Origin of the sequence: Kitasatospora sp. NPDC001261 (assembly GCF_042896795.1) — a bacterium.
In the GTDB taxonomy this organism is placed as follows: Bacteria; Actinomycetota; Actinomycetes; order Streptomycetales; family Streptomycetaceae; genus Kitasatospora.
The window spans coordinates 19,855-37,407 of the sequence record NZ_JBIAXP010000044.1 but is presented as its reverse complement, the minus strand read 5'-3'; the positions used below and the strand labels follow the sequence as shown (position 1 = coordinate 37,407).

General features: G+C 75.4%; 19 protein-coding genes. 12 read left to right on the top strand and 7 right to left on the bottom strand.

Annotation, left to right across the window (positions count from 1 at the left end):
- Positions 1-14: 14 nt before the first annotated feature.
- Positions 15-305 carry a DUF1416 domain-containing protein gene (locus tag ACFY4B_RS39855; RefSeq protein ID WP_030059605.1) on the top strand — a complete coding sequence of 97 codons (291 nt, stop codon included), beginning with the start codon at positions 15-17 and terminating at the stop codon, positions 303-305.
- A gap of 75 nt (positions 306-380) precedes the next feature.
- Positions 381-653 carry a DUF3099 domain-containing protein gene (locus tag ACFY4B_RS39850; protein WP_082346012.1) on the top strand — a complete coding sequence of 91 codons (273 nt, stop codon included), beginning with the start codon at positions 381-383 and terminating at the stop codon, positions 651-653.
- 20 nt (positions 654-673) lie between these two features.
- Here the strand turns inward: ACFY4B_RS39850 and ACFY4B_RS39845 are convergent, their stop codons facing one another.
- The gene (locus ACFY4B_RS39845) at positions 674-1,036 is read right to left on the bottom strand and encodes a DsrE family protein (protein ID WP_049656255.1); all 363 of its coding nucleotides are present in this window, start codon (positions 1,034-1,036) and stop codon (positions 674-676) included.
- 348 nt (positions 1,037-1,384) lie between these two features.
- Here ACFY4B_RS39845 and ACFY4B_RS39840 point away from each other — a divergent pair, with 348 nt between their 5' ends.
- The 3 genes from ACFY4B_RS39840 to ACFY4B_RS39830 all read left to right on the top strand — a co-directional run bounded on the left by ACFY4B_RS39840 (position 1,385) and on the right by ACFY4B_RS39830 (position 3,519).
- Positions 1,385-1,969 (top strand): FABP family protein, encoded by a 585-nt coding sequence (locus tag ACFY4B_RS39840; RefSeq protein ID WP_049656257.1) that lies wholly within the window; start codon positions 1,385-1,387, stop codon positions 1,967-1,969.
- A gap of 103 nt (positions 1,970-2,072) precedes the next feature.
- Positions 2,073-2,537: a Fur family transcriptional regulator gene (locus ACFY4B_RS39835; protein WP_049656259.1), complete on the top strand. Its 465-nt coding sequence runs from the start codon at positions 2,073-2,075 to the stop codon at positions 2,535-2,537.
- Positions 2,538-2,556: 19 nt separating this feature from the next.
- Complete coding sequence (locus tag ACFY4B_RS39830) at positions 2,557-3,519, top strand: folate-binding protein YgfZ (RefSeq protein ID WP_117491889.1); 963 nt, start codon at positions 2,557-2,559, stop codon at positions 3,517-3,519.
- Positions 3,520-3,585: 66 nt separating this feature from the next.
- Here the strand turns inward: ACFY4B_RS39830 and dtd are convergent, their stop codons facing one another.
- A complete protein-coding gene (dtd, locus tag ACFY4B_RS39825) occupies positions 3,586-4,026 on the bottom strand; it encodes a D-aminoacyl-tRNA deacylase (RefSeq protein ID WP_049656260.1) in 441 nt (146 codons plus the stop codon).
- A 626-nt stretch (positions 4,027-4,652) separates the two neighbouring features.
- Between dtd and ACFY4B_RS39820 the strand changes: the two genes are divergently transcribed.
- The 3 genes from ACFY4B_RS39820 to ACFY4B_RS39810 all read left to right on the top strand — a co-directional run bounded on the left by ACFY4B_RS39820 (position 4,653) and on the right by ACFY4B_RS39810 (position 6,618).
- Positions 4,653-5,273, top strand: coding sequence for an ABC transporter substrate-binding protein (locus ACFY4B_RS39820; protein ID WP_234348561.1), 621 nt, complete (start codon positions 4,653-4,655; stop codon positions 5,271-5,273).
- A 75-nt stretch (positions 5,274-5,348) separates the two neighbouring features.
- A complete protein-coding gene (locus tag ACFY4B_RS39815; protein WP_074006429.1) occupies positions 5,349-6,308 on the top strand; it encodes an asparaginase in 960 nt (319 codons plus the stop codon).
- Positions 6,309-6,408: 100 nt separating this feature from the next.
- Positions 6,409-6,618 (top strand): dodecin, encoded by a 210-nt coding sequence (locus ACFY4B_RS39810; RefSeq protein ID WP_049661518.1) that lies wholly within the window; start codon positions 6,409-6,411, stop codon positions 6,616-6,618.
- Between the two features lie 15 nt (positions 6,619-6,633).
- Here the strand turns inward: ACFY4B_RS39810 and ACFY4B_RS39805 are convergent, their stop codons facing one another.
- The 3 genes from ACFY4B_RS39805 to ACFY4B_RS39795 are packed head-to-tail and all read right to left on the bottom strand — an operon-like array spanning position 6,634 to position 9,556.
- Entirely contained in the window at positions 6,634-7,443 is an 810-nt protein-coding gene (locus ACFY4B_RS39805; RefSeq protein ID WP_259316906.1) for a heme ABC transporter ATP-binding protein, read from the bottom strand.
- Between the two features lie 2 nt (positions 7,444-7,445).
- The gene (locus ACFY4B_RS39800) at positions 7,446-8,534 is read right to left on the bottom strand and encodes a FecCD family ABC transporter permease (protein WP_387976276.1); all 1,089 of its coding nucleotides are present in this window, start codon (positions 8,532-8,534) and stop codon (positions 7,446-7,448) included.
- Positions 8,531-9,556, bottom strand: coding sequence for a hemin ABC transporter substrate-binding protein (locus ACFY4B_RS39795; protein ID WP_387976273.1), 1,026 nt, complete (start codon positions 9,554-9,556; stop codon positions 8,531-8,533). The genes ACFY4B_RS39800 and ACFY4B_RS39795 overlap by 4 nt, the downstream gene beginning before the upstream one ends.
- Before the next feature lie 172 nt (positions 9,557-9,728).
- Here ACFY4B_RS39795 and ACFY4B_RS39790 point away from each other — a divergent pair, with 172 nt between their 5' ends.
- Both ACFY4B_RS39790 and ACFY4B_RS39785 read left to right on the top strand, forming a co-directional pair.
- Entirely contained in the window at positions 9,729-11,282 is a 1,554-nt protein-coding gene (locus ACFY4B_RS39790; protein WP_387976271.1) for an HtaA domain-containing protein, read from the top strand.
- 53 nt (positions 11,283-11,335) lie between these two features.
- Positions 11,336-12,982 (top strand): HtaA domain-containing protein, encoded by a 1,647-nt coding sequence (locus ACFY4B_RS39785; protein ID WP_387976268.1) that lies wholly within the window; start codon positions 11,336-11,338, stop codon positions 12,980-12,982.
- Positions 12,983-13,064: 82 nt separating this feature from the next.
- Here ACFY4B_RS39785 and ACFY4B_RS39780 read toward each other — a convergent pair whose 3' ends face one another.
- Entirely contained in the window at positions 13,065-13,733 is a 669-nt protein-coding gene (locus ACFY4B_RS39780; protein ID WP_387976265.1) for a heme oxygenase (biliverdin-producing), read from the bottom strand.
- A gap of 214 nt (positions 13,734-13,947) precedes the next feature.
- Positions 13,948-14,439, bottom strand: a complete 492-nt coding sequence (locus ACFY4B_RS39775) for an inorganic diphosphatase (RefSeq protein WP_030244505.1) — start codon at positions 14,437-14,439, stop codon at positions 13,948-13,950.
- Between the two features lie 76 nt (positions 14,440-14,515).
- On the opposite strand from ACFY4B_RS39775, the gene dacB reads away from it, so the two are divergent.
- Both dacB and ACFY4B_RS39765 read left to right on the top strand, forming a co-directional pair.
- A complete protein-coding gene (gene dacB, locus ACFY4B_RS39770) occupies positions 14,516-16,171 on the top strand; it encodes a D-alanyl-D-alanine carboxypeptidase/D-alanyl-D-alanine-endopeptidase (protein WP_387976262.1) in 1,656 nt (551 codons plus the stop codon).
- Positions 16,172-16,302: 131 nt separating this feature from the next.
- Positions 16,303-17,475 carry a zinc-dependent metalloprotease gene (locus ACFY4B_RS39765; protein ID WP_049659916.1) on the top strand — a complete coding sequence of 391 codons (1,173 nt, stop codon included), beginning with the start codon at positions 16,303-16,305 and terminating at the stop codon, positions 17,473-17,475.
- Positions 17,476-17,553 lie beyond the last annotated feature (78 nt).

Here is a 17,553-nt window from a genome sequence, read left to right as displayed (position 1 = left end):
AGAAGGAGACAGACATGTGCGGTGCGAAGGCCGGCGGCCCGGACCTGGCAGGAGTTGACGTGGCGAACGAGACGATCATCCAGGGTTCGGTGACCCGCGACGGAGAGCCGGTCAACGGCTACGTGCGGCTGCTGGACGAGGGCGGCGAGTTCACGGCCGAGGTGCCCACCTCGGCGACCGGCCAGTTCCGGTTCTTCGCCCGCCCGGGCAAGTGGACCCTGCGCGCGCTGGTGCCGGGCCAGACCGTGGACCGTCAGGTGGTGGCCTCCCAGGGCACCGCCGTCGAGGTCGCGATCGCGGTCTGACCGGAGCCGGGACGATCCCGGACCAGACTCCGAGGGCCCCTGCCGAGCAGGGGCCCTCGGTCGTACCGTGGAGGGGTGCAGGCAAGGCGGCGGCGTCGCTACTACTTCGCCATGATGGGCGTGTGTCTGGGCCTGTTCGTCATGGCCTGGGGCGTGGTGCGGTTCTTCTCGGTCGGCGCGGCGATCGGCATGTGCGTGGTCGCGATGGTCATCCCGCCGGCCGCCGCGGTGTTCGCCAACAAGCGCGACCCGGACGACGACTGGTGGAACGACCCGCGCTGGGACGACCCGAAGTGGGACGAGCCCGGCCACGACCGGGACCGCCCCGACCACGAGGAACGCCCGTAGGCGTCGATACGCGAGGTGCCTCAGTACACGAGCGCCTGGACGTTGTCCGACATGATCTCGCTGACGAAGACCTGGGCGCCCGCGATGCGGACACCCTCGACGGTGTCCTGCTGCGTGATCCCGCGCCGGGCCGCGCACTGGGTGCACAGCGTCACCGAGCCGGCCGCCAGGATCGACTCCAGCAGGTCCGGCAGCGGCGCCGCGTGCGGCAGTTCGAACTCCGCGGCCCGGCCCGGCAGCGCGAACCAGGAGGACTCCCCGGTCAGCCAGAGCGAGACCTCGATCCCGCTGGCGACGGCCACCGCCGCCACCGTGAACGCCTGCGAGCACCGCTCCGGCGCGTCCGCCCCTGCGGTGACCTTGATGACCAGTTTCTTCGCCATGGCGCCACCTTAGAGGTGCCGGCGCCCCCGCCGTCCGGCATCCCCGGAAGCCTTGGGCAAAGCTTGAGCAGCCGCGGGAGGACGGCGCGAACGGCGACGTGGTGGGGCTCACCGCGACCCTCCGGAACCCGGCGGATAGAGTGAGCCGAGCACAATCCACCACACTGTCGCCGCCTGGGAGCCACCCGTGTCCGGTCTGGAAATCTTCTTCGACGGTCTGCTGGCCCTCATGGCCGTGCTGATCACCTGGTTCGCCATCTTCTCGGTGATGAAGCTGTACCAGGGCCAGCGCTGAGACTGCCGTACGGTTGAGGCAGTCCCACACCGACGAGAACAGCGACCAGGAACATGATCGAGATCCCTTCTGACCTCCACAGGGACGTCGTCCCGCTCGCCTTCCTCCTCGGCACCTGGGAGGGCGCGGGCGTCTACGACTTCCCGGGCGCGGAGAAGTGCAACTTCGGCCAGGAGATCGTGATCCGCCACGACGGCCGCCCCTTCCTGGAGTTCCGCTCCCGGACCTGGGTGCTGGACAGCGAGGGCGAGAAGGTCCGTCCGCTGGAGAACGAGCACGCGTTCTGGCGCATCACCAGCAACCACGACGGCACCAGCGGTGTCCGGGGGATCGAGATCTCCTCCGTCCGCGACGACGGCACGGTCGAGATCTGGTACGGCGAGCTGGCCGACGGCAAGCCCCAGGTCGACGTCTCCACCGACGCGGTCGCCCGGATCGAGGGCTCCCCGGAGTACTCGGGCGGCAAGCGGCTGTACGGCTTCGTCAACGGCGAGCTGCTCTGGGTCGGCGAGAAGGCCGCCCCGAGCGTGCCGCTGCGCCCGTACATGTCCGCCCAGCTGAAGAAGGTGCTCAGCCCGGCCCAGCTGATCAAGGACATCAACGACCTGCCGGACGACGGCATCGCCTTCTTCAAGTAGGCCGATCGCGCGACCGGCACTTCCGTGCACGAGGTAGGGACCGGCCCCCGGCCGGTCCCTACACTTGCTCCAGGACCCCCGACCATTGGCAGGGACGAGTACCGTGGCGGACACCGGCACCACCGACTGGCAGCTCTCCGGCGACTGGAAGGCCGACCTGCGCGAACGCGGGTACCGGCTCACCCCGCAGCGGCAGCTCGTGCTGGAGGCCGTCGACGAGCTCGACCACGCCACCCCCGACGACATCCTCTGCCACGTCCGCCGGACCGCCAGCGGCGTCAACATCTCCACCGTCTACCGGACCCTGGAGCTGCTGGAGGAGCTGGGCCTGGTCTCGCACGCCCACCTCGGCCACGGCGCCCCGACCTACCACCTGGCCGGCCGCCACCACCACCTGCACCTGGTCTGCCGGGACTGCGACAAGGTCACCGAGACCGGCACCGAGATCGCCCAGCCGCTGATCGACAGCCTGCGCGAGCGGCACGGCTTCGACACCGACCTCAAGCACTTCGCCATCTTCGGCCGCTGCGCCGACTGCACCGCCAAGCTCGTCGGGGACCAGCCGTAAGCTGGCCGGTATGACCGGTGTGAAGAGCCCGCTGCTTTCCCTGCCCGGAGCCGTCCCCGCCGAGGGGGCCGACGAGGGCGTCGCCGCCCACTACGGCGACATCTTCCGCGAGCAACGCAGGCTGTCGCAGGGCGTCGGCTTCGTCGACCTCTCGCACCGCGGCGTGGTCACCGTGACCGGCGCGGACCGGCTCTCCTGGCTGCACCTGCTGCTCACCCAGCACGTCAGCGAGCTGCCGCCGCAGCAGGCCGCCGAGGCGCTGGTGCTCTCCCCGAACGGGCACGTCGAGCACGCGCTCTACCTGGTGGACGACGGCACCACCACCTGGGCGCACGTCGAGCCGGGCACCCAGGAGGCGCTGGTCGCCTACCTGGAGGGCATGAAGTTCTTCTACCGGGTGGAGGTCGCCGACGCGACCGCCGAGTACGCCGTGGTGCACCTGCCGGCCGGCTCCACCGCCTCCGTCGAGGGCGCCGCCGCCGTCCGCGAACTCCCGTACGGGCGCGACCTGTTCGTGCCGCGCGCCGAGCTGGAGCGGCTCACCGCCGGGTACGGCCCGGCGGCCGGGGTCTGGGCGTACGAGGCGCTGCGGATCGAGGGCCACCGGCCCCGGCTGGGCTTCGAGACCGACCACCGGACCATCCCGCACGAGGTGGACTGGCTGCGCACCGCCGTCCACCTGCAGAAGGGCTGCTACCGCGGCCAGGAGACCGTCGCCCGGGTGCACAACCTGGGCCGCCCGCCGCGCCGGCTGGTCTTCCTGCACCTGGACGGCACCGAGGAGACGCTGCCCCCGCACGGCACCGAGGTGCGGCTGGCCACCGACCCGGACGGGCGGGCGCTGGGCTTCGTGACCTCCTCGGCCCGGCACCACGAGCTGGGGCCGATCGCGCTGGCGATCGTCAAGCGGAACGTCCCGGTGGACGCCGTGCTGCTGGCCGGCACGGTGCCGGGCACCCAGGACGTGATCGTCCCGCAGTAGGGCCGTCCAGGGCCGCGCCGGGGCCGCTCGGCGCCCCGGCCGGGCCCGGTGGGGCCCCCGGCGGGGTCAGACCTCGACGAGGACGGTGAACGGGCCGTCGTTCACCAGCGCCACCCGCATGTCGGCGCCGAACCGGCCCGTCTCCACCTTGGCGCCCAGCGCGCGCAGCTGCGCCACCACCTCGTCCACCAGCGGCTCGGCGACCGGGCCGGGGGCGGCGGCGTTCCAGGTGGGGCGGCGGCCCTTGCGGGCGTCGCCGTAGAGCGTGAACTGGCTGATCACCAGCAGCGGGGCGCCGAGGTCCGAGCAGCTCTGCTCGACGCCCTCGTCGTTCGCGGGCAGCAGTCGCAGCGTCCAGAGTTTGCGGGCCAGTTGGGCGGCCTTGGCGGGGGTGTCGTCGTGGGTGGCGCCGACCAGGACGCAGAGCCCGGGCCCCTCGATCGCGCCGACGGTCTCACCGGCCACGGTCACCCGGGCCTCGGTCACTCGCTGCACCACTGCTCGCATGCCGCCATTGTGCCGGAGCGCCGTACGGCCCCCGGAGGAGCCCCGGGTGCTTTCCGCGCGGCCCGCGCCCGGCGCGTCCGCCGCCGCTCCGCGCCCGCGCATCCGCCGTGCCCCCGGCTCAGCGCCGCACCCTTCCCGGCCGTTCTGCCCGGCCGCCCCTCCGGTCGGCCCCGTCCCTCCGCCCCGGCGGCCTCCCCAGGGCGCACACCAGGGGCGCGCATGGAGGCCGTGCACGCCCTGGGGTGCGCGCCTGCGCGGAATCGGGCGCCACTCTTCCTGGGGAAAGGGCTGGTCATATCAGCCACCCCCGTTCGCCAGGGGGCCGTTCGGGTGCACGGGCGGTGCGCGTGCGCCGGGTGGGGTGGCACGCTGGTGGACCGTACGAGGGGTCCGGGGCGCCAGGAGGTCCGCCGCGCCGGACCCGGGTTCGGCCGGGCGGTCGAGCCGGTAGGTCAGGCGTCTGGCGGTGCCGCCCCGGTGGGCGTCACGGCCGGGGACCGGAGCCTCCGGGGGTTCCCGGCGGGCCGGTGGACGGGACGCGCGGCCCGTCGGGGGACGGGTCGGACCGGCGGCAGCGACGGGGTGCCGCGAGCGGGCGGGATCGGACGACGTCAGGTGGTTGGGTGATGGACGCGAGCAGCGTGGCGCGGGACCGGTCCGGGTCGGTGGTGCGGGCCCCCGGGGGCCCGGACGGTCCGGCGGCGGGCGCGGAGGACGAGCCCGACCTGGAGGGGCTGGGCCTGGAGCAGCTGCGGGTGCTGCGCCGGGAGACCCTGGAGCAGGAGGCCGACCTGTCCTACCTGCGGCGGCTGCTGCACGGGCGGATGGACATCCTGCGCGCCGAACTCGACCGGCGGCCCGGCACGGGCCCGGTCCGTACGGCCGACCCGTCCGGCCCCGACCCGGCCCCCGGCGACCTGCTGGACCGGCTGCCGGCCATCCTGACCGACGCGCCCTCCACCGTGCGGCGCTCGGCCCGGCACGTCACCCTCGGGCCGCCGCGCACCCGGGAGTCCCGGCTGGAGGCGGACGCGCTGATGGGCGACGTCCAGCTCGCCGACCTGGCGGCGCACCCGGCCGAGGAGCTGCTGGCCGCCCTGGAGCGGCTGCGGGCGTACGAGCGGGAGGTGTCCGGACGGCGCCAGCGGCTGCTGCGCACGGCCGACGGTTGCAACGCCGAGATCACCCGCAGGTACCGTGATGGGGAAGCACGGGTCGACGACCTGCTCGCACGGGGGCCGCTCTGACCGGGTGGGTCGCCGCGGGCGGGTGAGGCCCGGCTCGCTCCCGGCCCACCCTCGCCCCGGAAGGCTCACACCGCCATGTCCCTGCCCGCCCCCGCGCCCGTTCTCGCCGAGGTCATACGCTCCGGCTTCGTCGAGGGCCGCCACCGCGGCTCCCTGGTGCTGCTCGCGGCCGACGGCTCGGTCGAGTTCGCGCTCGGCGACCCGGACGCCCCGGTCTTCCCGCGGTCGACCGCCAAGCCGTTCCAGGCGGTGGCCACGCTGCGGGCCGGGCTGGCGATCGAGGGTGAGCTGCTGGCGCTGGCGGCCTCCAGCCACTCCGCGGAATCGTTTCACCTCGACGGCGTGCGGAGCATCCTCGGCTCCGCCGGGCTCGACGAGTCGGCCCTGCGCACCCCGGCCGACCTGCCGCTGGACGAGACCGAGGCGGAGCTGCTGCTCGCCGCCGGCGGCGGGCGCGCCCCGATCCTGATGGACTGCTCCGGCAAGCACGCCGGCTGGCTGGCCGCCTGCACGGCGAACGGCTGGGACACCGAGAGCTACCTCGACCCGGCCCACCCGATCCAGCGGCTGGCCCGCGAGGCCCTGGAGGAGGCCACCGGCGAGACCGCCGCCCACGCCGGGGTGGACGGCTGCGGCGCGCCGCTGCTGGCCGTGTCGCTGACCGGCCTGGCCCGCGGCTACCGCGGCCTGCTGCTGGCCGCCGAGGGCAGCGGGCCGCGCCGCGTCGCCGACGCGATGCGCGCCCACCCCGAGTACGTGGCCGGCACCCGGCGGGCCGACACCTGGCTGATGCGGGCGGTGCCGGGCGCGCTGTCCAAGATGGGCGCCGAGGCCGTCCAGGTGGTCGCGCTGCCGGACGGCCGGGCGCTGGCCTTCAAGATCGAGGACGGCGCCGAGCGGGCCCGCGGCCCGGTGCTGGCGGCCGCGCTGCGCCGGCTCGGGGTGACCGGGGCGGACGGGACCGTCGAGCGGATCGGCGCGGCCCCGCTGCTCGGCGGCGGCGTGCCGGTCGGCGAGGTGCGGGCGGCGTTCTAGGACCAGCCCGCGGCGTCGGAGGCCGCCCGTCGGGGTGCGGGCGGACCCGGGTCGGTGCACGGTGGACCGGGGGGCGTCCGTACAGCTGAGGGAGTCCGCCATGACCGACCATGTGTACCGGGTGACCGAGATCGTCGGGTCCTCGGCCGAGAGCGTCGACGCCGCGATCCGCAACGGGGTGGAGCGGGCCTCCCGGACGCTGCGCAACCTCGACTGGTTCGAGGTCTCGCAGGTCCGGGGCCACCTGGAGGACGGCCGGATCAAGCACTACCAGGTGTGCATCAAGGTCGGCTTCCGGCTGGAGGACTGAGCGCCGGCGAAGCGCTCAGCGCTCCGGCAGCACCAGCGGCACCCCGGTGCGCGGGTGCGCCAGCACCTCGACGGGGTGCCCGTACACCTCGCTGAGCAGCGGCGCCCGCAGCACCTCGGCGACCGGCCCGTCCGCGACCGTCGCCCCGCCCGTCAGCAGGACCACCCGGTCCGCGTAGGCCGCCGCCAGGGACAGGTCGTGCAGCACCACGACCACCCCGTCCCCGGCCGCGGCCCGGGCCCGGGCGACCCGCAGCACCAGCTCCTGGTGGCGCAGGTCGAGGGCGGCGGTCGGCTCGTCCAGGAGGAGCAGCGGGGTGCGCTGGGCCAGCACCCGGGCCAGCGCCACCCGGGCCCGCTCGCCGCCGGACAGGGCGGTGAACGGGCGCCCGGCGAAGGCGGTGGACTCGGTGGCCGCCATCGCCTCGGCCACGGCCGCCGCGTCCTCGGCGGCCGCCGCGGTGCCCGCCCACGGCGCGCGGCCCATCCGGACCACCTCGTCGGCCGGGAACGGGAAGGACAGTGCGGCGGACTGCGGCAACAGGGCGCGGTGCAGGGCGAGTTCGGCGGCGCCGTAGTCGGCCGGCGGGCGGCCGCGCAGGGTGACCGACCCGCCGTCCGGCCGGACGTCGCCGGCCAGTACGGACAGCAGGGTGGACTTGCCGGCGCCGTTCGGCCCGAGCAGCGCGACCAGTTCGCCGGCCGCGACCCGGACGGCGGCGCCGTCCAGCAGCGGGCGCCCGCCGAGGCTCAGTCGGACGCCCTCGGCGGCGAGCAACTCGCTTCCGGGCTCCGGTCGTTCGGGGATCTCCCGGTGGCGTCGCAGTCTCACGCCCAGCCTCCCTGCCTGGTCCTGGTCCGGCGCAGCAGCCAGAAGAAGAACGGGCTGCCGATCAGTGCGGTGACCACCCCGAGCGGGATCTCGGCGGGCTCGGCGACGGTGCGGGAGGCGAGGTCGGCGGCCACCAGCACCAGTGCGCCGCCGAGTGCCGAGGCGGGCAGCAGGAAGCGGTGGCCGGGCCCGGCGAGCATCCGCAGCAGGTGCGGGACGACCAGGCCGACGAAGCCGACGATGCCGCTGACCGCCACGGCCGCCGCGGTGAGCAGGGCGACGACGGTGATCAGCGCCAGCCGCATCCGCTCGACGTCCACCCCGAGGTGGCGGGCCGGGCGCTCGCCGAGCGCCAGCAGGTCCAGCCTGCGGGCGTACAGCGGGGCGACGGCCAGGCCGGCCAGCGCGAACGGCAGGACGGCGAGCACCTTGCCCCAGGTGGCCTGGGAGAGCGAGCCGAGCTGCCAGAAGGTGACCTGGCTGATCGCGGCGGGGTCGGCGATGAACAGCAGGATGCCGATCAGCGCGCCGCAGAAGGCGTTCACGGCGACGCCGGTGAGGATCAGCGTGACCACCTCGGTGCGCCCGCCGGAGCGGGACATCGCGTACACCGCGACGACCGTCAGCAGGCCGCCGGCGAAGGCGAAGACGGGGGCCGTCCAACCGCCCAGGGTGTTCAGGCCGAGCACGATGCAGGCCACCGTGCCGACCGCGCTGCCGGAGGAGACCCCGATCACGGCGGGCTCGGCGAGCGGGTTGCCGAACACGCCCTGCATCAGTGCCCCGGCGCAGCCGAGCGAGCCGCCGACCAGCAGGGCGAGCACCACCCGGGGCAGCCGGACGTTCCACAGCACGGACTCGGGCACCCGGTCCAGGGCGTGGCCGCCGAGGCCGAGGCGGTGGGCGGTGGAGGCGAGGATGTCGCCGAGCGGGATGCGGTAGGCGCCGACGCCGGCCGCGAGGAGGGCGCAGAGGAGCAGGGCGGCGGCGAGTCCGGCGGTGAGCAGGGCGGTCCGGCCGGCGGTCGGCGCGGCGGTCTCCCCGGGGGCCTCGCGGGAGGTCTCCTCCCGTACGGCGGTGGTCACTTGGCGTCCGCCGGGTAGAGCTGGGCGGTGATCCCGCGCAGGACCTGCGGGGTGCGCGGGCCGTAGCTGAGCAGCTGGCCGTCCTCGATCGAGACGATCCGGCGGTCGAGCCCGGCCGGGGTCTGGGCGACGCCGGGCAGCTTGAGCAGGCCGTCCGTTCCGCCGACCGAGTCCAGCCCCTTGCTCATCACCAGGATCGCGTCGGGCGCGGCCTTGACCAGGGCCTCGCTGGTGAGCGGGACGAAGTCGTTGGTGAGGCCGGCCGCGGTGCCGGCGTCCTCGCCGCCGACCGCCTCGATCAGCGAGCCGGCGCCGGAGCCGGGGCCGCCGAGCAGGTAGACGGAGGCGCTGCCGCGCAGGTAGAGGAAGGCGACCCGGGGGTGCCGGCCGTCGGCCGGGACGGCGGCCATGGCCTGGTCGATCCGCTGCTCGGTGCGCTCCTTGAGCTGCCGTCCGGCGTCCGGGACGCCGAGTGCGGCGGCGACGGTGTCGATGCGCGGTCCGACGTCGGCCAGCCGCTTGGCGTCGTCCAGGACGATCAGCGGGACGCCGGCCGCCCGGATCTGCGCGATCGCCTCGGCCGGGCCGGTGGAGCGGTCGGCGAGGACGACGGTGGGGTGCAGTGAGAGCACGCCCTCGGCGGAGACGTCGTGGGCCTGGGTGATCACCGGCAGGGCGGCGGCCTGTTCGAAGGTGGTGGAGACGTCCCGGGCGACCACCTTGGGGCCGAGGCCGAGGCTGAACACCAGCTCGGCGAGGCTGCCGTTGAGCGGGATGACCCGTTCGGCGCTGGTGACGGTGACCTGGCGGCCGTCGGCGGAGGCGGTGGTGGCCGGGAGCCGGGGGGCGGGCTCGCCGGGCAGCGGTTCGACGGCGTCGGGGGTGCGGGAGACGGCCGCCCCCGCTGCCCCGGCCGTCCCGCTCGCGGCGCCGCAGGCGGTGAGGGCGAGCAGCAGGCCGAGGGCGAGCAGCAGGAGGACGGGCCCGCGGGCCGCCCCGGATCGGATCGTAACGCTGCTCAACCTGGTTCCCTTCACCGGGACTTGGTGCCTGTGGCGCCCCGCCGCCGGGGGAGGGGGCGGCGGGGCTCTTGACTCATATATTAGGTTAGCCTTACCTGAGTTTCGCAAGGGGGTGGTGCCCGCCGGGCCCCCTTTGCGGCATCCCCCCATGCCTCCTGAGGAGTGATTCGCCGTGCCCCTGTCCAGCCGGCTCCGCCGTCTGGCCGCCGCCCTGGTGGCCTCCCTCGCCGCCCTGCTGGCCGTGGGCCTGTCGCCGGGGCCGGCGGCCGCCGCCGAGGGCAGGGTCTCCGGCGGCCGGCTGGACTGGGGCATCAAGCAGTCCTTCCTGACCTACGTCACCGGGCCCATCGCCAAGGGGAGTTGGGGGCTGACCGGCGGCGCGGCCACGGTCGGCGGCAGCACCTTCCGGTTCCACTCGGCGAACGGCACGTACGATCCGGCGGCCGGCGCGCTGACCGCCGCCTTCTCCGGCGGCGTGCGGTTCACCGGGCACCAGGAGGGCGGCTCCAACGCGCTCGACCTGAGCATCGGCCGGCTCACCTTCAAGGCCGTCCAGGGCGGCGCGGCCGGGCTGTACGCCGACGTCAGCAGCAAGTCCAAGGAGACCGGGCAGGTCAGCAGCGCGAGCCAGGCCAAGCTGGCCGACCTCTCGCTGGCCGGCGTCGACCTGCGCGGCGCGGCCGGCACCCTGACGCTGAGCGGTGTCCCGGCGACCCTCACCGACGCCGGGGCGAAGGCCTTCGGCGGCTTCTACCAGGCCGGCACGGCCCTCGACCCGCTCAGCCTCTCGGTCAACCTGCCCGCCGCGCAGCCGACGCCGGCGGCCCCCGCCCCGACGTCCGGCGCGGCCGCCACGGCCGTGCCCGCGACCACGCCGCCGGCAGCCGCCCCGTCGCCGGCCGAGCCGGCCGCCCCGCCGGCCACCGAGCCGGCCGCCCAGGCCCCGGCCCGTACCGGGTTCGCCGACGGCGCCCTCGACTGGGGCGTGCGCCGCACCTTCCGCGACTACGTCACCGGCACGATCGCCCAAGGCCGTTGGGAGCTCGGCGGCGGCGCGGCCGACGGCGGCGCGTTCTTCCGCTGGACCCCGGCCAAGGGCGCGTACGACCCGGCGACCGGCGAGCTGACCGCCGCCTTCACCGGCACCGTCCGCTTCACCGGCATGCGCGCCGGCGACGGCTACGGCCTGGACCTCACCCTCGCCAACCCGGGCGTCAGCGTCTCCGGCGGCCAGGGCCGACTGCTCGCCGACGTCTCCGGCCGGACCCCGGACGGCGGCACCCGGCAGCTCCCCGGCGTCGAGCTGGCGACCTTCGACCCGGCCGGCCTCAAGGCCGAGGGCGGCCTGCTGACGGCCGTCGAACTGCCGCTCACGCTCGCCGAGGGCGGCGCCGAGGCCTTCGGCGGCCTGTACCCGGCGGGCACCGCGATGGACCCGCTGAGCTTCGCCGTCGCCCTCGACCCGGCCGCCGCGCTGCCCCCGCTGCCCGACCTCGGCAGCGCCCCGGCCACCCCGCCGGGCGCCGTCGCGAGCTCGCCCGCCTCCCCGGCCGCCGCGCCCGTCGCCGCGTCCTCCCCGGACGGCGTCCCGGTGCCGGCCGTGGTCGGCGGCGCGGTGCTGGTGGCGGCCCTCGCCACCACCGGCGGCCTGCTCGTCCGCCGCCGCCGGGCGGCCGCCGCGGCCGGGGCCCCCGCCGCCGGGCCCGACGCCGACGACGCGGCCTGACCCCTCCGGGAGCGTCCCCCCGCTCCCTCCCCCATCCGAACGGAGTACCCAGCATGTCCCGCAACCGCACCCGGCTGGCCGCCCTCGCGGCCGCCACCGCCGGCCTCGGCCTGACCGCCCTCGGCGCCCCCGCACTGGCCTTCGGCGCGGGCGGCCCGAGCAGCGTCACGTACGACACCGGAGCGCTGGACTGGGGTGTGAAGGCCAGCTTCCGCAGCTACATCGAGGGCCCGGCCTCCCAGGGCGGCGCGATCGAGCTGACCGGCGGCGCGACCCGCAACGCCGACGGCACCTTCCACTTCGGCCTGGCGAACGCGGCGTACGACCTCACCACGCACGCGCTCAGCTCCTCCTTCGCCGGCGGCGTGCACTTCACCGCCCACCACGGCGCGCTGGACGTCGCGCTCAGCGACCTGCGGATCACCACCTCCGGCACCACCGGCACGCTGACCGCCGACACCGCCTCCAAGGAGTCGGTGGGCGCCGCCGACGTCACCCGCCGGGACGACGTGCCGCTGGTGACGTTCACCGTCGCGCGGGACACCACCAACGGGACGCCCGCCGCGGCCAAGCTGACCGAGCAGGGCGCCCGGGCCTTCGCCGGCTTCTACCCGGCGGGGGCGGACATGGACCCGCTGTCGCTGCTGCTGAAGCAGAGCCCGGCCACGACCCCGCCGACCGTGCCGCCGACCGCGACGGCCACCGCCACGCCGTCCGCCACCTCCTCGCCGAGCACGGGCCCGACCGGCGGCCCCACCGGCAGCCCGAGCGCGAGCCCCACCGCCACGGCCACCGGCACGCCGACCGCGGCCCCGTCGTCCGGCACCCCCTCGGCCGGCTCCTCGCCGTCGGCCACCCAGGCGCCCGGCGCCACCGCCTCCCCGTCCGCGAGCGGGGGCCCCGGCACGGCCCCGGCCACCCTGCCGGTGGTGAACGGGACGCTGGACTGGAAGGTCAAGGAGAGCTTCCGCACGTACCTGGAGTCCCCGATGGCCGCCGGGAAGGTCGAATTCGGCGGCGGCGCGGCCGACTACCGCTTCGGCGGTGCCACCGGTGCCTACAACACCACCGACCACTCCCTGAGCGCCGCCTTCAACGGCTCGGTCCGCTTCCTCGGCCACCCCGGCAAGGACGGCTGGGCGCTGGACACCACGCTCTCCAAGCTGGGTCTGACCATCGACCGGGACGGCGCCTTCCTGACCGCCGACGTCAACGGCAAGTCCCAGGACGGCGGTTCGACCTCGCTGAGCGGTGTCAGGATCGCCCGGCTGGACGTCCCGGCCTCCGCCCTGAAGCCGGTCGGCGGCGTGGTGACGCTCTCCGGCGTTCCGGCCACGCTCACCGCCGAGGGGGTGCCGGCCTTCTCCAACTACCCGGCCGGTACGGCCCTGGACCCGGTCAGCGCCACCCTCGCCTTCGACAAGGACGCCAAGCTGCCGCCGGCCGGCTCCTCCGGCAACGGCAACGGCAGCGCCGGCGGCGGTTCCGCGGCCGGCGGCGGCCAGGGCACCGGCAGCGGTACCTCCGGTGGGGCCTCGCTGACCACCGGCGGCCTGAGCGGTACGGGCGGCGGCTCGCTGGCCGCCACCGGTGCGGACACCCCGGTGGTCCCGCTGCTGGCCACCGCGGCCGGTCTGCTGCTGGTCGGCGGCAGCGCCACCGTCCTGGTGCGCAACCGCCGTGGCGCGGTCCAGGCCTGACGCCCGGACGGAGTGCCGAAACGGCCCCGGCGAGCAAGCGCTCGCCGGGGCCGTTTCCCGTGACCGGGGTAAGGAGGAACGTTTACGCACTCAGCGGGTAGCGCGTGTCCAGGTCGCGGAAGACCGCCCCGTTGAGCACGAAGGCCCGCTTGCACTCCTCGACCACCCGGCGCCGCTCGACCTCGTCCATCGCCTCCCCGGCCGCGTCCAGCTTCGCCCGGTACTCGCGCTTGAAGGCGGCCGGGTTGTCGACCTCCTCGAAGACGTAGAACCGCACGCCGTCGCCCTTGCGCTCGAAGCCCCAGGTCTTCTCCGCTATGCCCCGGATGATCTGACCGCCCGACAGGTCTCCCAGGTAGCGGGTGTAGTGGTGCGCGAGGTACCCGGCCGGCCACTCGGCGGCCAGCTCCTCCAGCCGGGCGACGTACGCGGCGGTGGCCGGCAGCGGGGCCAGGCCGTCCCGCCAGTCGGGCCCGCGCAGGTGCGCCAGGTCGCGCTCGATGGCGGCGGTGCGCAGCAGCGCCCGGTCGATGAAGGGGCCCGCCAGCGGGTGCTCCGCGAGCTGCCCGGCCCGGTCCTCCAGGGCCCGGTAGACGTACCAGAGCTGGCCGGTGAGGTCGGCGTACGCCTCGATCCCGAGACCGCCGCCCAGCAGCCGGCTCATGAACGAGGACTGTTCGGCGGCCTCGTGCTCCTCGCTGCTGGCGGTGCGGAGCACGGTGGAGAACGGGGCGGGCGCGGGCGTGGGCATGCGGCCTCCAGGGTCCGGGATCGGCCGGTGGGAATCGGCTGAATATGTGGTTAGCCTAACCTAACTTCACGTCTTGCCGACAGGCTGTCGGCAAGACGTCCCGTCCCCGGACACGACAGAGGCCGGGGTCCGCGGACGAATCCGCGAACCCCGGCCCCGGGCTGTCCCGACCTGCCTCCGACCGTCCCCGGCCGAGTGGGATCGGAACGACGGCTCAGTGGCCGCCCTGCTCCGCCAGACGCTTGATCGAAGCGGTGACCTCGGCCTCGGCCTCGGCGCGGCCGACCCAGTTGGCGCCCTCGACGGACTTGCCCGGCTCCAGGTCCTTGTAGACCTCGAAGAAGTGCTGGATCTCCAGGCGGTCGAACTCCGACACGTGGTGGATGTCGCGCAGGTGCTCCCAGCGCGGGTCCGTCGCCGGGACGCAGAGCAGCTTGTCGTCGCCGCCGGCCTCGTCGGTCATCTGGAACATGCCGATGGCGCGGCACTTGATGAGGCAGCCCGGGAAGGTCGGCTCGTCCAGGATGACCAGGGCGTCCAGCGGGTCGCCGTCCTCGCCGAGCGTGCCCTCGACGTAGCCGTAGTCGGCCGGGTAGCGGGTCGAGGTGAAGAGCATCCGGTCGAGCCGCAGACGGCCGGTCTCGTGGTCGACCTCGTACTTGTTACGAGAGCCCTTCGGGATTTCGATAAGGACGTCGAACTCCAACGGTTCCTCCAAGGTAGGGACTGACAGAATCCAAGTGTCTCCTACGGGAGCGGGTGCTCGGGAAAGGGGCCGGTCGGTGGGCACAGGGGGAGGGGCGGCGGGCCGCCGCGGGGGGACGGCCGCGGGGCTGTTCGGAGCGGCGCTCCTGGTCGTCGGTACGGTCCTGACCTCGGGTGGTGCGGTCGCGCAGCCGGCCCCGCCGCCGGGCGGGCACAGCGCCGGGCCGGGCGAGGGCGAGGACCACGACGGACCGAACGGCCACGGCGGGAGGAAGGGCGACCACGGGAAGGGCGGCGCCGGTCCCCGGTCGAACGACGACCCGGGCGCCGCACCCGCCCGTCGCGCCGCGCCGCCCGCCGCGCCCACGCCCGCGGCCTCCGTGCCCGCCGCCTCCGTGCCCGCCACCGGGGGTGGCGACACGTCCGCTGCGCGCCCGGCCCCCGCGCCGGGCGCCGTCCTGGCCGCCGTCGAGGGCGGCCCGGGCGCCGCCGTCCCCACCGCGCAGGGCCTCCGGCAGGCGCTCGCCGCCGTGCTCGCCGACAAGAGCCTCGGCGAGGTCACCTTCGCCGTCGCGGACGCCGGCACCGGCCAACTCCTGTACGGCTCCGGGGAGAACACCCCGGCGACCCCCGCCTCCACCACCAAGCTGGCCACCGCGGTCGCGGCCCTGTCCCTCATCCCGGGCGACACCCGGCTGCACACCCGGGTGGTCCAGGGTGCGGCCCCGGGCACCATCACCCTGGTCGGCGGCGGCGACCCGACGCTCACCGCGCTGCCCGCCGACCAGGTGCAGATCGGCGGTCAGCCGGCCGACGCCGACACCGCCCCCGCCTCACTGGACTCCCTCGCCCAGCAGACCGCCGACAGCCTCAAGAGCCTCGGCACCACGACGGTCCAGCTGGACTACGACCTGTCGATGTACGCGGGCGGCCCGCAGCACAGGAACCACGACGCCCAGAACATCGCCCTGGTGGTCCCGCTGATGGTGGACGAGGCCAAGGCGGACCCGAAGAGCCGGGAGGACGCGCCGGACCGGGTCGCCGACCCGGCGGCCGCGGCCGCCGAGGCCTTCGCCGCGCTGCTCCGGGCCCGCGGCATCACCGTGACGGGCAAGGCCGGCCCCGCCGCCGCGCCCGCGCCCGCCCCGACCGCCACCGGCACGGCGCCCCTCGGCGACGTCTTCTCGCCGACCGTCGCCCGGCTGGTCGAACGCCTGCTGACCACCTCCGACAACCAGCTCGCCGAGGCGATCGCCCGTCAGGTCGCCATCGCCGCCCACCAGCCCGCGAGCTTCGAGGGCGCCGCGGCCGCCGTCACCCAGGAGCTCACCCGGCTCGGCGTGCCGATGGGCACCGTGGTCCTCAACGACGGCAGCGGCCTGCACCCGGGCAACGCGATACCGCCCGCCGTCCTGGTCCGACTCCTCGCGCTGGCCGCCTCCGAGCAGCACCCCGCCCTGCGCCCGGTGCTCACCGGCCTCCCGGTCGCCGGCTTCACCGGCACCCTCAACAAGCGCTACGGCTCCGGGTCCGGCGCTGCCGACGCGGCCGGCCTGATCCGCGCCAAGACCGGCACCCTCAGCGGCGTCAACACCCTCGCGGGCACCGTCGTCGACGCCGACGGCCGCCTGCTCGCCTTCGCCGTCATGACCCGTACCGCCGCCCCCGCCGACACCGCCCGCGCCGCGATGGACCGCGTCGCCGCCCGCCTCACCACCTGCGGCTGCCACTGACCCGCCGCCGCGCACCGGTCCGCCGCCCGCCACCGGCCGCGGCCGGAGACCGGTGGGGCCGGGGCCCGTTGGGGAGAGGTGTTCGCGGCGGGTGGCTGCCGTTGGTGGTGGGGAGCACGTACGGTGAGGGCATGACGAGCGCGAGTGGCGGTGCTGACATGGTCGACTGGAACCTCGCGGTCGCAACCGCGACCAGGTTGGTGCGGCCGGGTCCGGAAGTGAGCCGGGAGGAAGCGGCGGCGGTGGTCGCCGAGCTGCGCCGGCACGCCCTGGAGGCGGAGGAGCACGTGCGGGCGTTCACCGGCATGCGTTCGTCCAGCCTGTCCCAGGCCGCGGCGACGCCGGTGCTGGTGGTGGACCGTCCGGGGTGGATCCGGGCCAACGTGGCGGGCTTCCGCACGGTCGTCCAGCCGCTGGTGGAGAAGCTCCAGGCGCGTCGGGCGAACAGCACGGCGGCCGGGGTGTTCGGCGCGGTGGGCGAGAAGGCGACCGGGATCGAGGTCGGGGCGCTGCTGGCGTTCCTGTCCACCAAGGTGCTGGGCCAGTACGAGACCTTCGCCCCGGCCGAGCCCCCGCTGGAGGCGCCGGACAGCCCGGCGGCGCTGTTCGACAAGCCGCGGCTGGGGCCGGAGGGCCCCGGGCCGGGCCGGCTGCTGCTGGTGGCGCCGAACATCGTGCACGTCGAGCGGGAGCTGGACGTCGACCCGTCCGACTTCCGGCTCTGGGTGTGCCTGCACGAGGAGACGCACCGGACGCAGTTCACCGCGGTGCCGTGGCTGCGCGACCACATCCAGTCCGAGGTGCAGTCCTTCCTCGCCGAGACGGACGTCGACCCGGGCGCCCTGCTGGAGCGGCTGCGGGACGCGGCGGGTTCGCTCGGCGGCCTGCCGGGTGGCGGCAGCCGGGAGGGCGCCTCCTCCGGGAACCTGCTGGAGATCGTCCAGTCGCCCGCGCAGCGCGAGATCCTCGGCCGGCTGACGGCCGTGATGTCGCTGCTGGAGGGCCACGCGGACGTGGTGATGGACGGCGTCGGGCCGGCCGTGGTGCCGACGGTCGCCGAGATCCGGGAGAAGTTCCAGCAGCGCCGGGACCGCGGCGCCAACCGGCTCGACCTGCTGCTGCGCCGGCTGCTCGGCATGGACGCGAAGCTGCGCCAGTACCAGGACGGCGCCGTGTTCGTGCGCGGGGTGGTGGAGCAGGTCGGCATGGAGGGGTTCAACCGGGTGTGGACCTCCCCGAACACCCTGCCCACCAAGGACGAGATCCACGACCCGGCCGCCTGGGTGGCCCGGGTGGCGCGCTGAGCGCGGTCGTGACGCGGGCGCGCCGTACGCCGGACGGCAAGCGGCGCGCGCCGGTCAAACCCGCTCGTACGAGTGGTC